We start from the raw sequence: 15,735 nt of genomic DNA, 5'->3' as shown, positions 1-15,735 counted from the left end.
CTGAGAAAGAGCTACACCCAAAGGCGATCGCCCGTACGAGGCCACCAGGCCGAGCGGCGTCTCATGACGGTCGGGGAAGAGGTTTTCCCGGGCGCGCTTGCCGCCACGCGCGAAGGGAAAGCCTTGAAACGTGAAGAAACTCATCAACAGCGTTGATTCCGTCGTTGTCGACGCGCTGCGAGGGCTCGCCGCGGCGCATCCCGGGCTGCGGGTGGACACGGAGAACCAGATCGTGGTGCGCACCTCGGGCCCTCAGCCGGGCAAGGTCGGCCTGGTCTCGGGCGGAGGTTCCGGGCACGAGCCGCTGCACGCCGGTTTCGTCGGGTACGGCATGCTCGACGCGGCCTGTCCCGGCGAGATCTTCACCTCCCCCGTGCCCGACCAGGTGATCGCGGCGAGCGAGGCGGTGAACGGCGGCGCGGGAGTGCTGCATATCGTGAAGAACTACACCGGTGACGTCCTGAACTTCGAGATGGCCGCCGAGCTCTGCGCCGAGGAGGGCATGGAGGTGGCCGGCGTGCTGGTCGACGACGACGTGGCCGTGCAGGACTCCCTCTACACGGCGGGCCGCCGAGGGACCGGCGCGACGCTCTTCGTGGAGAAGATCGCCGGAGCGCTGGCCGAGACCGGCGCGCCGCTGGCCGAGGTCGCGCGGGTGGCCAAGGAGGTCGACGCCGCCAGCCGGTCCTTCGGTGTCGCGCTGAGCGCCTGTGTCACCCCTGCCGCGGGCAGGCCCACCTTCGACCTCGGTGAGGACGAGATCGAGCTGGGCATCGGCATCCACGGCGAGCCCGGCCGGGCACGCTCGGCCATGCGCGAGGCCCGCGAACTGGTCGGCGTCGTGATGGACGCCATCGACGAGGACATGCCGATCTCCGGCGACAACCTGGTCATGGTGAACGGCATGGGCGGCACACCGCTGATCGAGCTTTACATCGTCTTCGCCGAGGTGACGGACTACCTGGCGGGCAAGGGCGCGAGGGCGGCGCGCAGCCTGGTCGGCAACTACGTCACCAGCCTCGACATGCAGGGCTTCTCGGTCACGGTCTGCCGGCTGACCGACGAGCTCACCCGCCTCTGGGACGCTCCGGTGGAGACCCCCGCCCTGCGCTGGGGCCGCTGACATGGCCGGCACCGAGCTGGACACGGCGCTCTTCGCCGCGTGGATCGAGGAGATCTCCCGGACCGTGCGGACCGAGAAGGACCGGCTGACCCGGCTCGACGCCGCGATCGGCGACGCCGACCACGGGACCAACCTCGACCGGGGCTTCACCGCGGTCACCCAGGAACTGGCCGGTAAGGAGCACGACTCCCCCGGGTCGCTGCTGGCCCTGGTGGGGAGCACGCTGATCCGCAAGGTCGGCGGGGCCTCCGGACCGCTGTACGGCATGGCGTTCCGGGAGGCGGGCAAGGCGCTGGGCGACGTCTCCGAGGTGTCCGTCGCGGAGCTGTCCACCGCCCTGGAGGCCGCCCTGTCCGGGGTACAGAAACTGGGGTCCGCGGTCGAGGGTGACAAGACCATGGTGGACGCGCTCGCCCCGGCGGTCCGGGCGCTGGCGCAGGCCGCGCAGGAGGGGAAGACGCCTCAGGAGGCGGTCGGCGCGGCCGCGTCGGCGGCGCTCGCCGGGGCGGAGGCCACGGTCCCGATGCAGGCCCGCAAGGGCCGGGCCAGCTACCTCGGCCCGCGCAGCGTGGGCCACGAGGATCCGGGCGCCGCGTCCACCGCGCTCGTCCTCGACGCCTTACGTACGGCGGTGACCAGGTGAGGCGGCCTGCCGAACGGAAGGGATCCTCCCGATGGTAGGCATCGTCCTCATCTCCCACAGCGGCCCGCTGGCCGCCGAGGTGGCGATCCTGGCCGCGCAGATCGGCGGGGAGGGCGTCCCCCTGGCCGCGGCCGGGGGCACCGACGACGGCGGCCTGGGCACCAGCCCCGACCTGGTGGCGGACGCGATCGAGGAGGTCGACCGGGGGGACGGGGTGATTCTCATCCCCGACCTGGGCAGTTCGGTGCTGACCGCCCGGCTGATGGAGGGGCCGGGGGTGGTCATCGCCGACGTGCCGTTCGTGGAGGGCGCGATCGCGGCCGTCGTCACGGCGGGTTCGGGCGCCTCACTGGAGGCCGTGCTCGCGGCGGCCGAAGAGTCGAGGACCTTCCGCAAACTCTGACCACAGGTGGGGAGCGGGACCGGTCGTTCCGATGCGCCTCGACGGTTGGAGGAGCCCCTCGGATGGCGCCTAGCCGAGGGCACGGTCGAGGTTGAAGGCGGCGCTGATCAGTCCGAGATGGGTGAAGGCCTGCGGGAAGTTGCCGAGCTGCTCGCCGGTCTGCCCGATCTCCTCGGCGTACAGGCCGAGGTGGTTGGCGTAGGTGAGCATCTTCTCGAAGGCGAGCCGCGCCTCGTCGAGGCGCCCGGCGCGGGTGAGCGCCTCGACGTACCAGAACGAGCAGATCGAGAACGTGCCGTCCTGCCCCTGCACCCCGTCCGGGCTGGCCGCGGGGTCGTAGCGGTAGACCAGCGAGTCGGACACCAGGTTCCTGCCGAGCGCGTCGAGGGTGGACAGCCACTTGGGGTCGGTGGGGGCGATGAACTTGGTCAGCGGCATCATCAGCACGGAGGCGTCGAGGACGTCGTCGTCGAAGTGCTGGACGAACGCCTGCAGCGGGACCGACCAGCCGCGCCGCATGATCTGCCGGTAGATCGCGTCGCGGGCCCGCTGCCAGCGCAGCGTGTTGGCGGGCAGTCCGCGGTGGGCGGCCATCCGCATGGCCCGTTCGATCGCCACCCAGCACATCAGCCGCGAGTAGACGAAGTCCTTGCGCCCGCCGCGGGTCTCCCAGACGCCCTCGTCGGGCCGGTCCCAGTTGTCACAGACCCAGTCCACCAGGGTGTGGACCTCCTCCCAGTGATCACTGGAGATGGGCCGGCCCATCTTGTCGTAGAGGTAGATGGAGTCGATGAGAGCCCCGTAGATGTCCAGCTGGAGCTGGTGGGCGGCAGCGTTCCCGACGCGCACCGGGAAGGAACCCCGGTGGCCCTCGAGGTGGGGAAGTTCGATCTCGGGTAGTTCGGTGCGCCCGTCGATGCCGTACATGATCTGCAACGGGCCCGACGGGCCGTCGCCCCTGAGGCTGACATGCTTGGAAAGAAAACCCATGAACGCCGCCGCTTCCTCGCTGAAGCCCAGCCTGAGCAGCGCGTACACGCAGAACGCCGAGTCGCGGATCCAGACGTAGCGGTAGTCCCAGTTGCGCTCCCCGCCGACCTGCTCGGGCAGGCTGGTCGTCGCGGCGGCCACGATCCCGCCGGTCGGCGCGTAGGTGAGCAGCTTCAGTGTCAGCGCGGAACGGTGCACCATCTCCCGCCACCGGCCGCGATAGCGTGACGCGGACAGCCAGCGCCGCCAGAACGCGACCGTTGCGGCGAACTCACTCTCGGCCTCGGCGATCGGGCACGACCTCGGCATCACGCCGTCGCCGAGCACGTCGAGCGCGAACACCGCGCACTCGCCCTCGCTGAGCTTGAACTCCGACCACACGTCCGGGCCGTCGGCTTCGAGGGGCACGCTGGCGGTCAGGGCCAGGGACAGCGACGGCGATTCGAAGACCGCCCGGCCGTCCCGCATGGTCAGGCGGTGCGACTGCCTTCCGTAGTCGAAGCGCGGCGCGATCCGCGCCTGGAACGGCAGTGCTCCGCGGACGCACAGCACCCGCCGGATCAGCCGGTGCCGGTCGATCTCGTCCGAGTCCCCGGCGATCGGCATGAAGTCCTGGATCTCCCCCACCCCGTCCGGAGCGAAGAACCGGGTGATCAGCACGTTGGTGTCGGGGAAGTAGAACTGCTTGGTCCTCGCCGGCACGTCGGCGGTCAGCTCGAACGATCCGCCCCTGTCGGCGTCCAGAATCGAGGCGAACACGCTGGGCGCGTCGAAACGCGGGCAGCAGTACCAGCCGATCGTGCCGCGGGTGTCCACGAGCGCCACGGTCCGCATGTCACCGATCAACCCGTGGTCGGCGATCGGCAGGTATCGGGGACCGCCTGCCGATCCCGGACGATAAGCGGACTCCGCTGCCGTCATGTCAGCCTTCTCACCTCACAGAACCGCCTTTATGCCATCAAGCTACGCGTCCCTGTTTCTCCCCAAGGTCTTTCCTGCGTCAAGGAGCCGGAAGGTTTCGGAAAGGGACGCCGCGGAGCGCCCCCTTCCACATGCGGTTCCGCGCGAGACTCTCAGCGGTCCCCGCACCGGGGGTCATCCGGGGGCGAGACCGGAGACGTCCTTCCCTGCAGGAGCGGCGGCGGTGGATCAGGCAGCCAGGTAGCGGCACGGCCTCACCGGTGCCCGGGCCTCCGATCAGCGGTCCCGTCCCCACGGGCCGGGAGAGATGCGGGCAGACAGCGTCGGCTCACCGCTGGGCGAACCGGTCGATCGCGCCGAGGATCCGGTCGCGCATCGTGTCGCTGCCGGTGTGACCGGAGTCGGTGATGACGTGCAGCTCCGCGTCGGGCCAGGCGCGGGAGAGCTGCCAGGCGGTGTGGGGCGGGCTGCCCATGTCGAGGCGGCCGTGGATCAGAACGCCGGGGATTCCGGCCAGGCGGTCCGCGTCGCGTAGCAGGGCGCCCTCCTCCAGCCACGCGCCGTGGGAGAAGTAGTGCGTGCAGATGCGGACGAACGCCAGCGTCGCGGCGGGCGGACGGTCACTGTAAGCGTTGGGCTTGCCGTTCGACTCCAGGGAGATCACCGCGTCCTCCCAGGTCATCCAGTCGGTCGCGGCCCTCGCCCGCACGTCCGGATCGGGGTCCTCCATGAGACGGGCGTAGGCCGCGACCAGGTCGCCGTCGCGCTCGGCCTCGGGGACGCCGGCTCGGAACCGGTCCCACTCCTCGGGGAAGAACCGGCCCACCCCCCGATAGAGCCAGTCGATCTCCGACCGCCGGGTCGTGGTGACGGCGGGAATGACGATCTCCGACACCCGCTCGGGGTGGCGCTCGGCATAGGCGAGGATCAGCGTGGAACCCCACGAACCGCCGTACAGCAGCCAGCGGTCGATGCCGAGGTGCTCGCGGAGCCGCTCCATGTCGGCCAGCAGGTGCTCGGTGGTGTTGAGGCTCATGTCGGTCGCGGGGTCGCTCGCGTGCGGCGTACTCCGCCCGCAACCACGCTGGTCGAACAGGACGACCCGGTAACGCTCGGGGTCGAAGGTCCGGCGGACACCGGTGGAGCACCCCGACCCGGGTCCGCCGTGGACGACGAGGGCGGGCTTGCCGTCCGGGTTGCCGCAGACCTCCCAGTAGACGAGGTTGCCGTCGCCGGTGTCGAGCATGCCGTGGTCGTACGGCTCGATCGGAGGGTAGGGCGTGGCCATGTCGTGATCCCCTTCGGCGTCTCGTGTAAGAGCGACGAGGATATGACAGCACTGTTACATCAGGCGAATGGATTTCTGGCGCAGCTCCTCGATACGGACCTGCCGGTGCTGCTCTCGCTCTGGGCCCAGAAGCACCTGCCGCCGGAGTCACGAACGGGCTCGCCTTGCCGTTGTGCGACACGTACAACTGTCGCGGGCGTGCCCCAGCCGGCGCGGATCGGGCGGATGGACCGGCGGGAGTCGGGCTACGCGAGTTTCGGAGCAGGGCCAGGAAGATCACCCGGGCCAAGAGGACACACGCCACCCGTGCGGCGCTCCGAGGACACCGGGCGCAGGGGACCGACTGCGCTCCGAGGGCGGCCCTCGAGCGGGGCTCTCTTCCGACGTCGGCCACCACGCCCCCGGCGAGGACAGGTGGTCGGAGCCCGGCCGTTTCCCCGCAGTTCAGAGGCGTGGTAGTCGAATCTGGGAGCGGGGTCAGATCAGAGAGTCGAACTCGCCGGTCTTGACGCCGCCGACGAACGCTCCCCACTCGGCGGGGGTGAAGAGCAGCTTGGGACCGTCCGGGTCCTTACTGTCGCGGACCGCGACCACCCCGGGCAGATTAGCGGCGACCTCAACGCACTGGCCACCGTTCGATCCGGAACGTGATGACTTTCGCCACACAGCGGCACTCAGATCCATTCCTGCCTCGCATCCTGAATCATCTTGAGCGACATGTGATCAGGATAAGCCCATCGACGTATCGCCTCATATCGATTCCATACTGAGGCCACAAGACTGGAATCGGCCGAGAACTGTCCTTCTGCTGAAGAGTCGGCGTGGATGGCGTCCGGCTGGCCGTTCGGCAATTCAGCGATCATGAATGCCCCCAACAGTCCTGGCAGGCATCGCGGGTCCACAAGTTGGATCGAAACGGTGGGATGCTGAGCGGCCTCCAGCAGGTAGTCAAGCTGGTCGCGCATGACTTCGGAATCCCCAACCGGGCGCTGCAGAACACCGGCGTCTATGAGTGTGAGGAAAAGCGGAGGGTCGTCCTGGTTCAGGATTTGCCGCCGCTGCACTCGGGCCTCGATACGTTCCTCCACCTGCTGAGCAGTCATCCGGGGCTCTTGGCTGAGAACATGTCGGGCGTAAGCCTCTGTCTGGAGAAGACCTGGTACCAGGAGCGGATCCCAGGAGCGGAGGACGAGAGCGATGGGTTCGATCTCCTCTGCCCAACTCCGGAACCAGAACGGGCTCCGAGACTGGGAGACGATGCTCTGGTAGAGCCGTATGAAAGAGGCGCTATCGGTCGTTCCGAAGAGGCGGTCCAGCCTCTCTGCGTCGGACTTCGACGGGGTGCGGGTGGCTTTCTCCAAGCGGCACACCTGGGTCTGGGTGCAGCCGAGGCGGGAGGCCACGGCGGTCTGCGAGAGCTCTGCAGCCTCTCGCAGGCGGCGCATCTCGGCGCCGAATCGCACGCGAGGGGAGCCAGGGTCGAGAGATGGCACCACTTCCATCGCATTTCCTCCCGAATTAGAAAAACGGACCTATTGCCCAGCCGGCGATACCAAGCCCCGTACAGGTAGACCAACGACTGTCATTATCCGCTCTAGTCTGGATTTCCGACCTGGTAGCCGATCCACCACCGGAAAGGCAGTATAAGCATAGACATTCTCTCCACGAGAGCACGAGAAAGAAAGCATTTCATCACCTTCTTGACCGGAGACGGATCAGACTGCGCCTGAATGCGATAGCGCTCTTTCGCTCTCCGGCAACAAACATCGGGAAGCGCCCGGAAGGAGAAAACATGACGGCGAGCAAACCGTCGACCGAGCGGATCGCGGCTCCGGTCCGCGAGGACACGCCCCCACCAAGGCCGACGACGGCGGGTGGAGCCTGTCGATCGACGCGAAGGCGGCTCTCGCTGAAGGACGGGTATGGGAAGGGTGTGGCGAAGGTGGGCCGAGTGGGTAAGGATTGGGTACGTCCCGGCATCAGCCGTCCCCCGGAGGTCCTGAATGCGTTTCGCCCGGCTGGTGGCCGTCGGTTTGGCGCTGGTGGTGACGGCATCGGGATGCACTTCCGAGCCTTCGTTGAAAGAGGCGGCAGCGGAGCTGCAGAAGGACGCACAGCGCCTGGAGACCAATGATGTCTTCAAGAATCCACTCATGAAACTTCGCATTTTGCAGCATCCGGACAAGGACCTCCGTTGCGACAAAGACAAGTTCAGGCGGGTGCTTCGGGCTACGGCAGACGATGAACGTGCCAACGAACCATTGAATTCTCACCTAGGCCGAGCCCAAGCGCTGGTAGAGAACGTCCTTGTCCAGGACTTCGGATACAAGTTGGAGCATGACTACAGCCAGATGGATACCGATGAAGGACGGTTCATACACGGCACGAAGAAGGACCTAGGCATCACGATGACCGTGTATGTGGCTCCTGAGGCTCCCACCTGGCGACTGGATGCGATGACTCCCTGCCTGCCGCGGTGAGGAAACCGTCTCACTTCCAGACTCTTAGCTGCTCCTTGGCTTGTTCGCTGGCCAGGAACCGTGAAGAGTACTCGATCTTCTTGTCTAAGCTTTCGTTTCGGTCCATCCACTGTTCATAAGGTGTCAATTTCTGCCGGAGCACCTGCTCCCATGTCTTGTCATCGTTGGCCTCCCGTTTCGCCTCGACCAGGAGCTCGTCATAGGTCTTGAGGTCGCCGGTGCTCTTGCTGATGAGCTCGGCAGGCGGATCGCTCGCCGGATATCCGGCTTCATGAAGAATGTGAGCCATGTCGTACTTCTGGCGCAGGACGAAGTCCGACCGAGCTCCGGTGGCCTCTTCGACCCTTGTCTCGAAGCTGTCGGCCCAGCCGTCGAGAACGCTGCTGATTACATATGCCTTGGTCAGTTCCCATCCCGTCCCCACGATGGGCAGCTGGTCGACTCCGAGGGCAAGGGTGTTCTTGGTGATGTCGAGGATCAAGTCGTTGGTGGCGTCCTGCTCACCGCGCACATCCAATGTCGCCTTGAACTCCACGCTGGCGAGGTCACCGAATACCCTCGCCGTGTCCTCGAAATATCTGGTCCCGCCTTGCGCGTCCAGACGGGCCGCCGCCGTCAGCGTGTCATAGCGGAATTGCGCCGCGGTCGTGTCGAAGTCGTCGGTGAGCTGCTTGTCCCCGACAAAGGTCTTGAAGAAGCGATGAGTGTCGCCCGGGCTGAGATAGAACGCCGGGGTCACCCCGGGAAGAGCGATCCAGTTCGCCGGAACCCCCATTCCGGAGGCACGGTCCAAGGCCTTGTCGAAGCGCGCTCCCGAGGCCAACTCGTGGATGTAGGACTTCGCGATGGTGGCCATGGAACCTCGGGCGGGTTCCGGCAGATCGTCACCGAAGGAGCCAGCGGCTTTGATCGCATCCAGGGCGAAGGCCGCGGCGGCCGGGCTGTGCTGCCCGGCTTTCTCGGTAGTGGCCTCGGTGCCCCCCTCCAGCACCCGGCCGAAGGCGTCGGCCACCTCGTCCCCGGTGCCCGCCCCCTTGGCGTAGGCGAGGAACTGTTTCATCTTCTCGGTCTGGCTCAGCGTGACGTCAGCCCCGCCCATCCTGGCGAACGCGTCCCGCGCGGCCGTGCCGTCCCCGGCCAGCACCTCCAATCCCAGCGCGACCAGGTCGGAGGGCAGGCCATACGCCTTCATCTCGGTGGCTCCGGCGGCGCGCCAGTCCTGGCGGGGCTTCTTCGCGAAATCGTTCAGGACCAGTGCGCGGGCCGCCGCGCTGCGGACCTCCGGAGGGGCGTTCGCGCCCTTGAGCAGCGCGAGGCGGTTCCACGCTGAGACCTTGCTGCCGGCCGGTTTCACCAGGTCGCTCCTGACCTTGGCGAACGCCGGGACGAGGACAGGGGCGTCGAGGGCCGCGCCGAGGGCTTTGCTGAAGGCGGCCAGGTCTTTCTTGGCAGTCTTACTGCCGTTGCTCGCGATGAGGTTGGGCAGGCTGTCGCGGATCTTCGTGGGCAGCAGGGCGAAGAAGGCCGCGGCCGCCTGGGGGTTCTCCGCCAGCTTGGCGACCTCGTCGGCGTGCTCGTGGATGAGTCCGGCCTGGAACTCGCCGCCGAAGTTGTCGAAGACGTCCTCGCCGTACATGGTCGCCAGCCCTTGGGCGGTCTCGAAGCCCTCCAGCTCGTCGGGGAGACGGACGAGCGACGACCGGTCGCCTCCGCCGCCCAGCTCCGGTGCGCCCTTGCCCAGGGCATTGATCAGGTCGATCCGGCCGTGGAGCATGGAGACCTGCGTATCGCCCCAGTCGGCGATGTCGGCGATCTCCCGCAGCGCGAAAGTGCTGACCCCATACCGGCTGAGCTTTCCCTCGAACTCCTTGCTGAACGCGGTCAGCCGGTCGGCCGCGCCGCTCAGGGAGGTGGCGAGCCGGCCCATCTCCTCGGGATCGATGCCGCAGAACTCGGCGGTGGGTGCCATGGAGCGTCCCCTTTCGCGGTCACGGCGGTCAGGTGCGCCCGGCCATCTCCCGGCGCGCGGCGTCCGCCTGGGACTCGGTCACCATGGCGGGATGCCGGCGCAGCTCCTCCTCGATCGCGTCCACCACGCGCTGCGCGAGCCGTCCCAGCCGCTGATGACGGTCTTCCAGCTCGGTCGTCCAGGTGGCGGCCGTCGGCCCCGTCCAGACCTTCCCCGACCGCATCGCCGAGGAGGCACGCTGGTAGGCCTGCCGTACCTCCTGAGCCCGCTCCTCGGCCTCCGCGAGGAGGCGTTTCAGCTCCGCGTGCCGGGGATTGGGCACCATCGGCTCGGCCACGCCGCCCCCGTCCTCTCCAGGACCCCGCGATGAAAGAAAAAAATTAATACCACACTAGGTATAGATCGTCCATGTCGACAAGGCCCGGACAGCGCCGGCATCGCGCTTATGTCGCCGGATCCATAATCGCGAGAGTGGACAGGGCTGATATTTCGGCTATTCCCTCTCATGCCAAACCGACAACTCCCCCAACAGCACCGGGGTAACGGATACCGCTGTTCGAAGAGCACATCGACACGATAGAAATCGTCGCAAAGACCGCGTCATGGGTGTGTTTCATCGCCATTTTCGCGCTGGTCTTCACCGGCCATGTGGACACGCCCCTGGCGATCGCGGTCGTCGTCATCTGGGTGTCCCGCATCACCCTTTATCAGATCAAGGAGACCCGGGCGCGCTGGGACGAGAAGGACGCCGAGGAACGGGAGCTCCGTCGCGAGCGGCAGCACGAGAACCGTGAGGCTTTTCCATCCTGATCGTGCTGGTCACGATGGGTGCGCGTAGCCGGGAGATCGATGGAGACGAGGCTCCCGGTATGACAGCAATCGACCAAGATCCGATGCTCCAGCCGGGAGCCTCGCAGTGCTGGAAGATCCTGACCAAGCTGCGCTGCTGCCCGCGCCGCGTGACCGCGATCATGCAGGCCATCCTCGTCCTGCACCAGGCCCGTCAGCTCTCATCAGGCTCAGCCTGAATCCACCGAGCGTTATCAGGTGAGGGCTGGACCGTAGACATGACGATGCCCTCTGACCTGGCAGGATGGGAGTTCTCTACGCTTCCAGCCGCCGAATCAAGAGGGCACGTCGTAAGTGCGATTGTCTCACGCTCCCGCCCACACCCATGCGATCTTCGATGACCAGCACACGGTCGCCTACGCAGGCCTGCTGCCGGTGATGCGCCTGGCCGAGCGCTGTGACCTGGCCGGTCTGGCTCAGGAGCACGTGACCATCGCCGACCGACTCGGGGTGAATGCCCCGCTGAAAATCGGCTCGATCGTGGCCGGGATGATCGCCGGGGCCGACAGCATCGATGATCTGGACGTGCTGCGCCACGGCGGGATGGATAAGTTGTTTGCCGGGATCCGCGCCCCCTCCACGCTCGGGTCGTTTCTGCGCTGTCTGACGTGGGGCAACGTGCGGCAGATCGGGAAGGTCGGCCGCCGCCTGCTGGCCCGTCTGGCCGCGCACACACCGCTGCTGCCCGGCGTGGACGTGCTGGCGTTCCTCGATCTGGACTCGATGCAAAAACGGATTTACGGGCCGACCAAACAGGGCGCCGGGTTCGGGCACACCAAGATTCAAGGCAAGAGCCTGCGGGTCCGCGGTCTCAACGTGCTCGCCTCGGCCCTGTCCACCCCACTGGCCGCCCCGGTCATCACCGCCAGTCGGTTGCGCGGCGGCACCGCCAACTCCGCCCGCGGCGCAGACACCTTCGTGACCGAGTCGATCAATACGGCCCGGGAGGCCGGAGCCACCGGCATCCTGCTCTGCCGAGGCGATGCGGCCTACTACAGCGCCAAGGTCATCGGCGCCTGCCGGCGAGCCGATGTCCGGTTCTCCTTCACCGCGAAGATGGACCCCAAAATCAAGGCGGCGATCGCCGCGATCCCCCAGGGCGCCTGGACCCCGATCAGCTACCCCAACGCCATCTTGGACGAGGAATCCGGGCAGTGGATCTCCGATGCCGAGGTCGCCGAGACCCGCTACACCGCGTTCACCTCCAAGAAGGGGCAGGCCGTAACCGCCCGCCTGATCGTGCGCCGGGTCAAACGACTGGGTGAGCAGACCGACCCCGGCCACCACCCGTGCTATCGCTACCACGCCGTGTTCACCGACACTCCGTATGAGCTGATCCAGGCCGAAGGACAGCATCGTGATCACGCGATCATCGAGCAGATCTTCGCCGATCTGATCTCCGGGCCGCTGGCTCACCTGCCCTCCGGTAATTTCGCGGCCAACGCCGCCTGGCTGGCACTGGCCACGATCAGCCACAACCTGCTCCGCGCCGCCGGTTGCCTGTCCGGAGCCCGCTGCGCACGAGCACGTGGAGCCACTCTGCGCCGCCACCTCATCGCCGTACCCGCCCGCCTCGCCCGGCACGGGCGCGGCCATATCACCCTCCACCTGCCCGGCCACTGGCCCTGGCAGCCCGCCTGGATGAACCTCTTCGACGCGCTTCGCTCGCCACCGCTCGCCCGAGCCGCTTGATATCCCATCTCACAGGCACCACCCCGCCAGCACCTTGACGGCCTACCCAGCCACCGGCGACACCGCCACCGACCGCCCCGAACCGCATGACCCGGACAAGCCGCAGAACCCGCCAGCGGCGGCCCCATCACGCCCGAAAACAGGACTCCACCTGCCGAACACCGAGAGAAACGGCCCTCATGGAGGAATCGAACTTAGAAACGATCATTCAAAGACGCTCGGTGGATTCAGGCTCAGTGCGTTGGTTACGCTCCAGGCATGTTCCGTGAGACTCGGCCTGGCGACTTCGAGCAGATCATCCGCCTCTACCGGCAACTGCAGCCCGACGATCCGGTTCTGAAGGACGGATCTGATGCAGCAGCTTTCCAGCAGATCCTGGACTCTCCAGCGCTGCATCTCTTCGTGCTCGAACTGGATGGGGTTGTCGTCGCCACGACGTACCTCAACGTGATCCCCAACATCACCCGATCGGCATCGCCCTACGCCGTCATCGAGAACGTCGTCGTCGAGGAATCGCGGCGAGACACAGGTCTGGGTAAGCAGATCATGGCCGGTACACTCCAAGCCGCATGGGATGCGGGCTGCTACAAGGCGATGCTGATGATGGGCTCGCGCAAGCCTGCGACCCACGCCTTCTACAGAGCCTGCGGGTTCTCGGCCGACGCAAAGACAGCGTACGTGGCTCGACCATCGTGACGTGGCGCACCGGAGAGCACACCCGGGCCATTAGAGTCGCGACGAACCAGTGCCCTGACCAGACAGCACTGAGCGTTTCATCCTGCTTCGCGCATTTGAAGGGTGAGGATGGCTTTGACCAGCTGACCTGCGCGAAGAGGGCAGCAGCGGAGTTTCCGCAGGATGCGCCAGGTTTTCAGCACGGCATTCGCTCGCTCGCCGGGACCGCGGAGCTTGGCTTGGGCGGAGTTGGCCGTCTTCTGTGATTGGGGCTTGCCTCGGCCCTTGTACGGCACCAGCACGCGTGGACCTGCACCGACGTAAGCCTTATCGGCCAGGGCGATGAGTCCGCTGGCGTGTAGCCGGCGGATGAGGCCCTAGATCCGGGCCGCCTTAAGATCGTGGACCGGACCGGGCAGGGAGCCGGAAGTCCAGAGCGGAGTGCCGTCCGGGGCGGCGAGGACCTGGATGTTCATGCCGTGCATCTTGTGTTTACCGGAGGAGTGGGGCCGGTCGGCGGCCACCCGGGCGATGGGGATGAGCGTGCCGTCCAGCACGATGAAGGCGTATCCGGCGCGTTTGGCCGTCCGCAGAGCCTGATCGAGTGTGGGTGAGCGTTTGGCGAGCAGGGCGACGGTCTCGCGGACGTAGCGCCAGGCGGTAGCCGTACCGATGCCGAACCCTGCGGCGATCTCGGCGAACGTCTCACCTTTGCGCAGGTAGACCAGTACAAGCAGGGCTTGCCGGCCGGGGTTGAGTATGCGCCGGCTCGAGTTGATCGCGACTCGGTGACGGCGGATCACGCCGGCGAGGTAGGTCAGGGTCCGGGGTGGCAACGGCGGCGCAGCACGATGGAACAGCACACGAGCCTCTGGTGTGATGGTTGATCTTGGTCGACAACTCCTCCACCAGAGGCTTCTCTATTCCGGTACCAAGTTCGGCGGTCCGCGACGAGCCCGCGACCTGCGCTATCAGGTTGGAATGGGCTCCGTGAACGAGAGCTGCGCCGCCGGACCCAGCGGCTACAGCGGCCGGACCGTTGACCACCCGTCGCCACTCCGATCATCCAAGGCGCATCGGATGCGCCGAGCCGAGCATGGGACTCGCGGCGCGGTGAAGGTGATGTGTGCAGAAGAAGGGGCGCCGTGCCGGGTCGGGCGCTTGGGCGTAGAGTCTCTGACCGAAAAGAGGCGAAACCTGAGAGGTGTGCGGTGCGGTTTTTCCGAGGAGGACTGGCGATGGCCCTGCTGGCGGCCGTGTGCGGTTGCGCGGTGACCGGTTGGGGCGAGCGCCCGCAGGCGGCCGAGAGCACCGCCGTGGCCACGCCCTCCCCGAAGGACGCCAAAGACGGTGAGGACGCCAAGAAGCCCGCCGACGCGCGCGAGCTCTACCTGGAGTCGCTGCGGCAGCAGGCGCTGCAACCATCGGTCAACCTGGTGCAGGAGTACTACCGGCAGGAGAAGTTCTATCCCGGCGGCAGTCGTAACGTCGTGGTCTCGGGGTTCGACTACCGGACCAAGGACGTGCGCCTGGAGAAGTCACAGGTGACCGTGGCGGGTGGAAAGACCTGGACGGCGTGGGCGACCTGGTGCCGCGGCAGGTCGGAGGAATGGTTCTGGACCGGCGAGGGCAGCTGGGAAATGAGGTCCTCCACCCGGTGCCCGAGCCTCCCCTCCCAGGCGTGGCTCAACGACGGTCTCGGCGTCGGCGGGCTGACCGAGAAGCAGGCCGACATCTTCGTCGGGCAACTCGGCGACTATAAGGGGTTGATCAGAGGCCGTGGGATGAGCGTCGTCAAGCGGAATGGCAAGCCGTACGTGCGTCTCGAGATCAGTGTGACGCCGCTGCGGTTCGGCACCGGGTCAGCGGTTGGCGCGGGCCTGTACCAGGACGCGTTCAAGTACACCGAACTCGACTCGTTCACCCACCCGTACAGCTTGCTGGCCAACGGCGGGTCCGCTGTGGACATCGTCCGCTACATCGACCCCGAGACCCGGCTGCCCGTTTACTCGGAGATGCTGGAGACCGGCAAGGGCACCTGGATGATGCACCGGGTCGTTTACGAATTCGGCAGCCCCGTGGGCAAGAGCACCCTTCCCGCCAAGCCCGGCATCGCCCGGCTGACGTGGCAGCCGGAGGGGACCTGACGAGGACGTCCCCGTCAGTCTCGGCGCGCGTGTTCGGTGCGAGCCCCGCCCGCTAGCACCACGACGCTCTCGTGGCGCTGAGATAGATACCGGTGACCCGCTTCTTGTTCAGAGGGATGTCCTGCCAGTCGCAGAACCTCTTCGTCGTGCTGTCGTTGAAGCTGATGTAACCGGACCAGCCTCCCGAATACAGGCGGAACCCCGCGGAATTCAGGGAATAGGACCCGCTGCAGTTCTTGGTCCAGTCACCGATGCTGCCGCTCGACGTGTAGTAATAGTAGTGAAGGGTGGCACTTGCCCCCTGGCAGCCCAGAGCGCTGCTCTGGGACGCCGAGGCCGCCGTGGGAGCGAGAACGAGTCCGGCGGCCACGCTCGTGGCGGCGACCGCGACGGCCAGTTTCCTCATGTGTTTCACGCGGCTGATCCTCCGTGTTTTCCTGGTGCGTCACCATTGGCGACTGCGAGTGCTCACACGATGCTGACATTTGCGAAATTCCATGTCATTGAGGATTCACGCCCGATGTCTTGCCCGGCCGCGACAGGGGAACACGCCTG

16 protein-coding genes and 1 pseudogene are annotated in these 15,735 nt (G+C 66.7%); 9 read left to right on the top strand and 8 right to left on the bottom strand.

Annotation, left to right across the window (positions count from 1 at the left end):
* Positions 1–130: 130 nt before the first annotated feature.
* From dhaK to dhaM, 3 genes are read left to right on the top strand one after another with little or no spacing between them, the layout of a single operon-like run.
* The gene (gene dhaK / locus FHR32_RS28950) at positions 131–1,123 is read left to right on the top strand and encodes a dihydroxyacetone kinase subunit DhaK (protein ID WP_184757656.1); all 993 of its coding nucleotides are present in this window, start codon (positions 131–133) and stop codon (positions 1,121–1,123) included.
* Between the two features lies 1 nt (position 1,124).
* Entirely contained in the window at positions 1,125–1,766 is a 642-nt protein-coding gene (gene dhaL, locus FHR32_RS28945; RefSeq protein WP_184757655.1) for a dihydroxyacetone kinase subunit DhaL, read from the top strand.
* 31 nt (positions 1,767–1,797) lie between these two features.
* A complete protein-coding gene (gene dhaM / locus FHR32_RS28940) occupies positions 1,798–2,169 on the top strand; it encodes a dihydroxyacetone kinase phosphoryl donor subunit DhaM (RefSeq protein WP_184757654.1) in 372 nt (123 codons plus the stop codon).
* 69 nt (positions 2,170–2,238) lie between these two features.
* Here the strand turns inward: dhaM and FHR32_RS28935 are convergent, their stop codons facing one another.
* The 4 genes from FHR32_RS28935 to FHR32_RS28920 form a co-directional block, all read right to left on the bottom strand.
* On the bottom strand, positions 2,239–4,080 hold the full coding sequence (locus FHR32_RS28935) for a glycoside hydrolase family 15 protein (protein ID WP_184757653.1): 1,842 nt from the start codon (positions 4,078–4,080) through the stop codon (positions 2,239–2,241).
* 328 nt (positions 4,081–4,408) lie between these two features.
* A complete protein-coding gene (gene pip / locus FHR32_RS28930; protein ID WP_184757652.1) occupies positions 4,409–5,368 on the bottom strand; it encodes a prolyl aminopeptidase in 960 nt (319 codons plus the stop codon).
* Between the two features lie 477 nt (positions 5,369–5,845).
* The gene (locus tag FHR32_RS28925; protein WP_184757651.1) at positions 5,846–6,052 is read right to left on the bottom strand and encodes a DUF397 domain-containing protein; all 207 of its coding nucleotides are present in this window, start codon (positions 6,050–6,052) and stop codon (positions 5,846–5,848) included.
* Positions 6,043–6,870, bottom strand: a complete 828-nt coding sequence (locus FHR32_RS28920; RefSeq protein WP_184757650.1) for a Scr1 family TA system antitoxin-like transcriptional regulator — start codon at positions 6,868–6,870, stop codon at positions 6,043–6,045. The genes FHR32_RS28925 and FHR32_RS28920 overlap by 10 nt, the downstream gene beginning before the upstream one ends.
* A 501-nt stretch (positions 6,871–7,371) precedes the next feature.
* On the opposite strand from FHR32_RS28920, the gene FHR32_RS28915 reads away from it, so the two are divergent.
* A complete protein-coding gene (locus tag FHR32_RS28915) occupies positions 7,372–7,848 on the top strand; it encodes a hypothetical protein (RefSeq protein WP_184757649.1) in 477 nt (158 codons plus the stop codon).
* 10 nt (positions 7,849–7,858) lie between these two features.
* Here the strand turns inward: FHR32_RS28915 and FHR32_RS28910 are convergent, their stop codons facing one another.
* On the bottom strand, positions 7,859–9,817 hold the full coding sequence (locus tag FHR32_RS28910) for a hypothetical protein (RefSeq protein ID WP_184757648.1): 1,959 nt from the start codon (positions 9,815–9,817) through the stop codon (positions 7,859–7,861).
* 28 nt (positions 9,818–9,845) lie between these two features.
* A complete protein-coding gene (locus FHR32_RS28905; protein ID WP_184757647.1) occupies positions 9,846–10,154 on the bottom strand; it encodes a hypothetical protein in 309 nt (102 codons plus the stop codon).
* 269 nt (positions 10,155–10,423) lie between these two features.
* Between FHR32_RS28905 and FHR32_RS28900 the strand changes: the two genes are divergently transcribed.
* The 4 genes from FHR32_RS28900 (at position 10,424) to FHR32_RS28885 (ending at position 13,054) form a co-directional block, all read left to right on the top strand.
* On the top strand, positions 10,424–10,627 hold the full coding sequence (locus tag FHR32_RS28900) for a hypothetical protein (protein ID WP_184757646.1): 204 nt from the start codon (positions 10,424–10,426) through the stop codon (positions 10,625–10,627).
* A 59-nt stretch (positions 10,628–10,686) separates the two neighbouring features.
* A complete protein-coding gene (locus FHR32_RS28895) occupies positions 10,687–10,845 on the top strand; it encodes a hypothetical protein (protein ID WP_184757909.1) in 159 nt (52 codons plus the stop codon).
* A gap of 115 nt (positions 10,846–10,960) precedes the next feature.
* The gene (locus FHR32_RS28890; RefSeq protein ID WP_184751892.1) at positions 10,961–12,358 is read left to right on the top strand and encodes an IS1380 family transposase; all 1,398 of its coding nucleotides are present in this window, start codon (positions 10,961–10,963) and stop codon (positions 12,356–12,358) included.
* A 258-nt stretch (positions 12,359–12,616) separates the two neighbouring features.
* Positions 12,617–13,054, top strand: coding sequence for a GNAT family N-acetyltransferase (locus FHR32_RS28885; RefSeq protein WP_184757645.1), 438 nt, complete (start codon positions 12,617–12,619; stop codon positions 13,052–13,054).
* Positions 13,055–13,131: 77 nt separating this feature from the next.
* On the opposite strand, the pseudogene FHR32_RS28880 reads toward FHR32_RS28885, so the two are convergent.
* A pseudogene (locus tag FHR32_RS28880) lies at positions 13,132–13,896 on the bottom strand (transposase family protein).
* A 375-nt stretch (positions 13,897–14,271) separates the two neighbouring features.
* Between FHR32_RS28880 and FHR32_RS28875 the strand changes: the two are divergent.
* On the top strand, positions 14,272–15,180 hold the full coding sequence (locus FHR32_RS28875) for a hypothetical protein (protein WP_184757644.1): 909 nt from the start codon (positions 14,272–14,274) through the stop codon (positions 15,178–15,180).
* A gap of 52 nt (positions 15,181–15,232) precedes the next feature.
* On the opposite strand, the gene FHR32_RS28870 is transcribed toward FHR32_RS28875, so the two are convergent.
* Positions 15,233–15,595, bottom strand: coding sequence for a hypothetical protein (locus tag FHR32_RS28870; protein WP_184757643.1), 363 nt, complete (start codon positions 15,593–15,595; stop codon positions 15,233–15,235).
* Between the last annotated feature and the right edge of the window lie 140 nt (positions 15,596–15,735).

Origin of the sequence: Streptosporangium album (assembly GCF_014203795.1) — a bacterium.
GTDB classification, from domain to species: domain Bacteria; phylum Actinomycetota; class Actinomycetes; order Streptosporangiales; family Streptosporangiaceae; genus Streptosporangium; species Streptosporangium album.
This window is presented reverse-complemented; position numbering and strand designations above follow the sequence as displayed.

Bases quoted from the DNA above. Each gene is read 5' to 3' on its own strand.
- dhaL (WP_184757655.1), top strand. From the start codon at position 1,125: ATGGCCGGCACCGAGCTGGACACGGCGCTCTTCGCCGCGTGGATCGAG.
- dhaM (WP_184757654.1), top strand. From the start codon at position 1,798: ATGGTAGGCATCGTCCTCATCTCCCACAGCGGCCCGCTGGCCGCCGAG.
- FHR32_RS28935 (WP_184757653.1), bottom strand. From the start codon at position 4,080: ATGACGGCAGCGGAGTCCGCTTATCGTCCGGGATCGGCAGGCGGTCCC.
- pip (WP_184757652.1), bottom strand. From the start codon at position 5,368: ATGGCCACGCCCTACCCTCCGATCGAGCCGTACGACCACGGCATGCTC.
- FHR32_RS28925 (WP_184757651.1), bottom strand. From the start codon at position 6,052: ATGGATCTGAGTGCCGCTGTGTGGCGAAAGTCATCACGTTCCGGATCG.
- FHR32_RS28920 (WP_184757650.1), bottom strand. From the start codon at position 6,870: ATGGAAGTGGTGCCATCTCTCGACCCTGGCTCCCCTCGCGTGCGATTC.
- FHR32_RS28915 (WP_184757649.1), top strand. From the start codon at position 7,372: ATGCGTTTCGCCCGGCTGGTGGCCGTCGGTTTGGCGCTGGTGGTGACG.
- FHR32_RS28910 (WP_184757648.1), bottom strand. From the start codon at position 9,817: ATGGCACCCACCGCCGAGTTCTGCGGCATCGATCCCGAGGAGATGGGC.
- FHR32_RS28895 (WP_184757909.1), top strand. From the start codon at position 10,687: ATGACAGCAATCGACCAAGATCCGATGCTCCAGCCGGGAGCCTCGCAG.
- FHR32_RS28885 (WP_184757645.1), top strand. From the start codon at position 12,617: ATGTTCCGTGAGACTCGGCCTGGCGACTTCGAGCAGATCATCCGCCTC.
- FHR32_RS28875 (WP_184757644.1), top strand. From the start codon at position 14,272: ATGGCCCTGCTGGCGGCCGTGTGCGGTTGCGCGGTGACCGGTTGGGGC.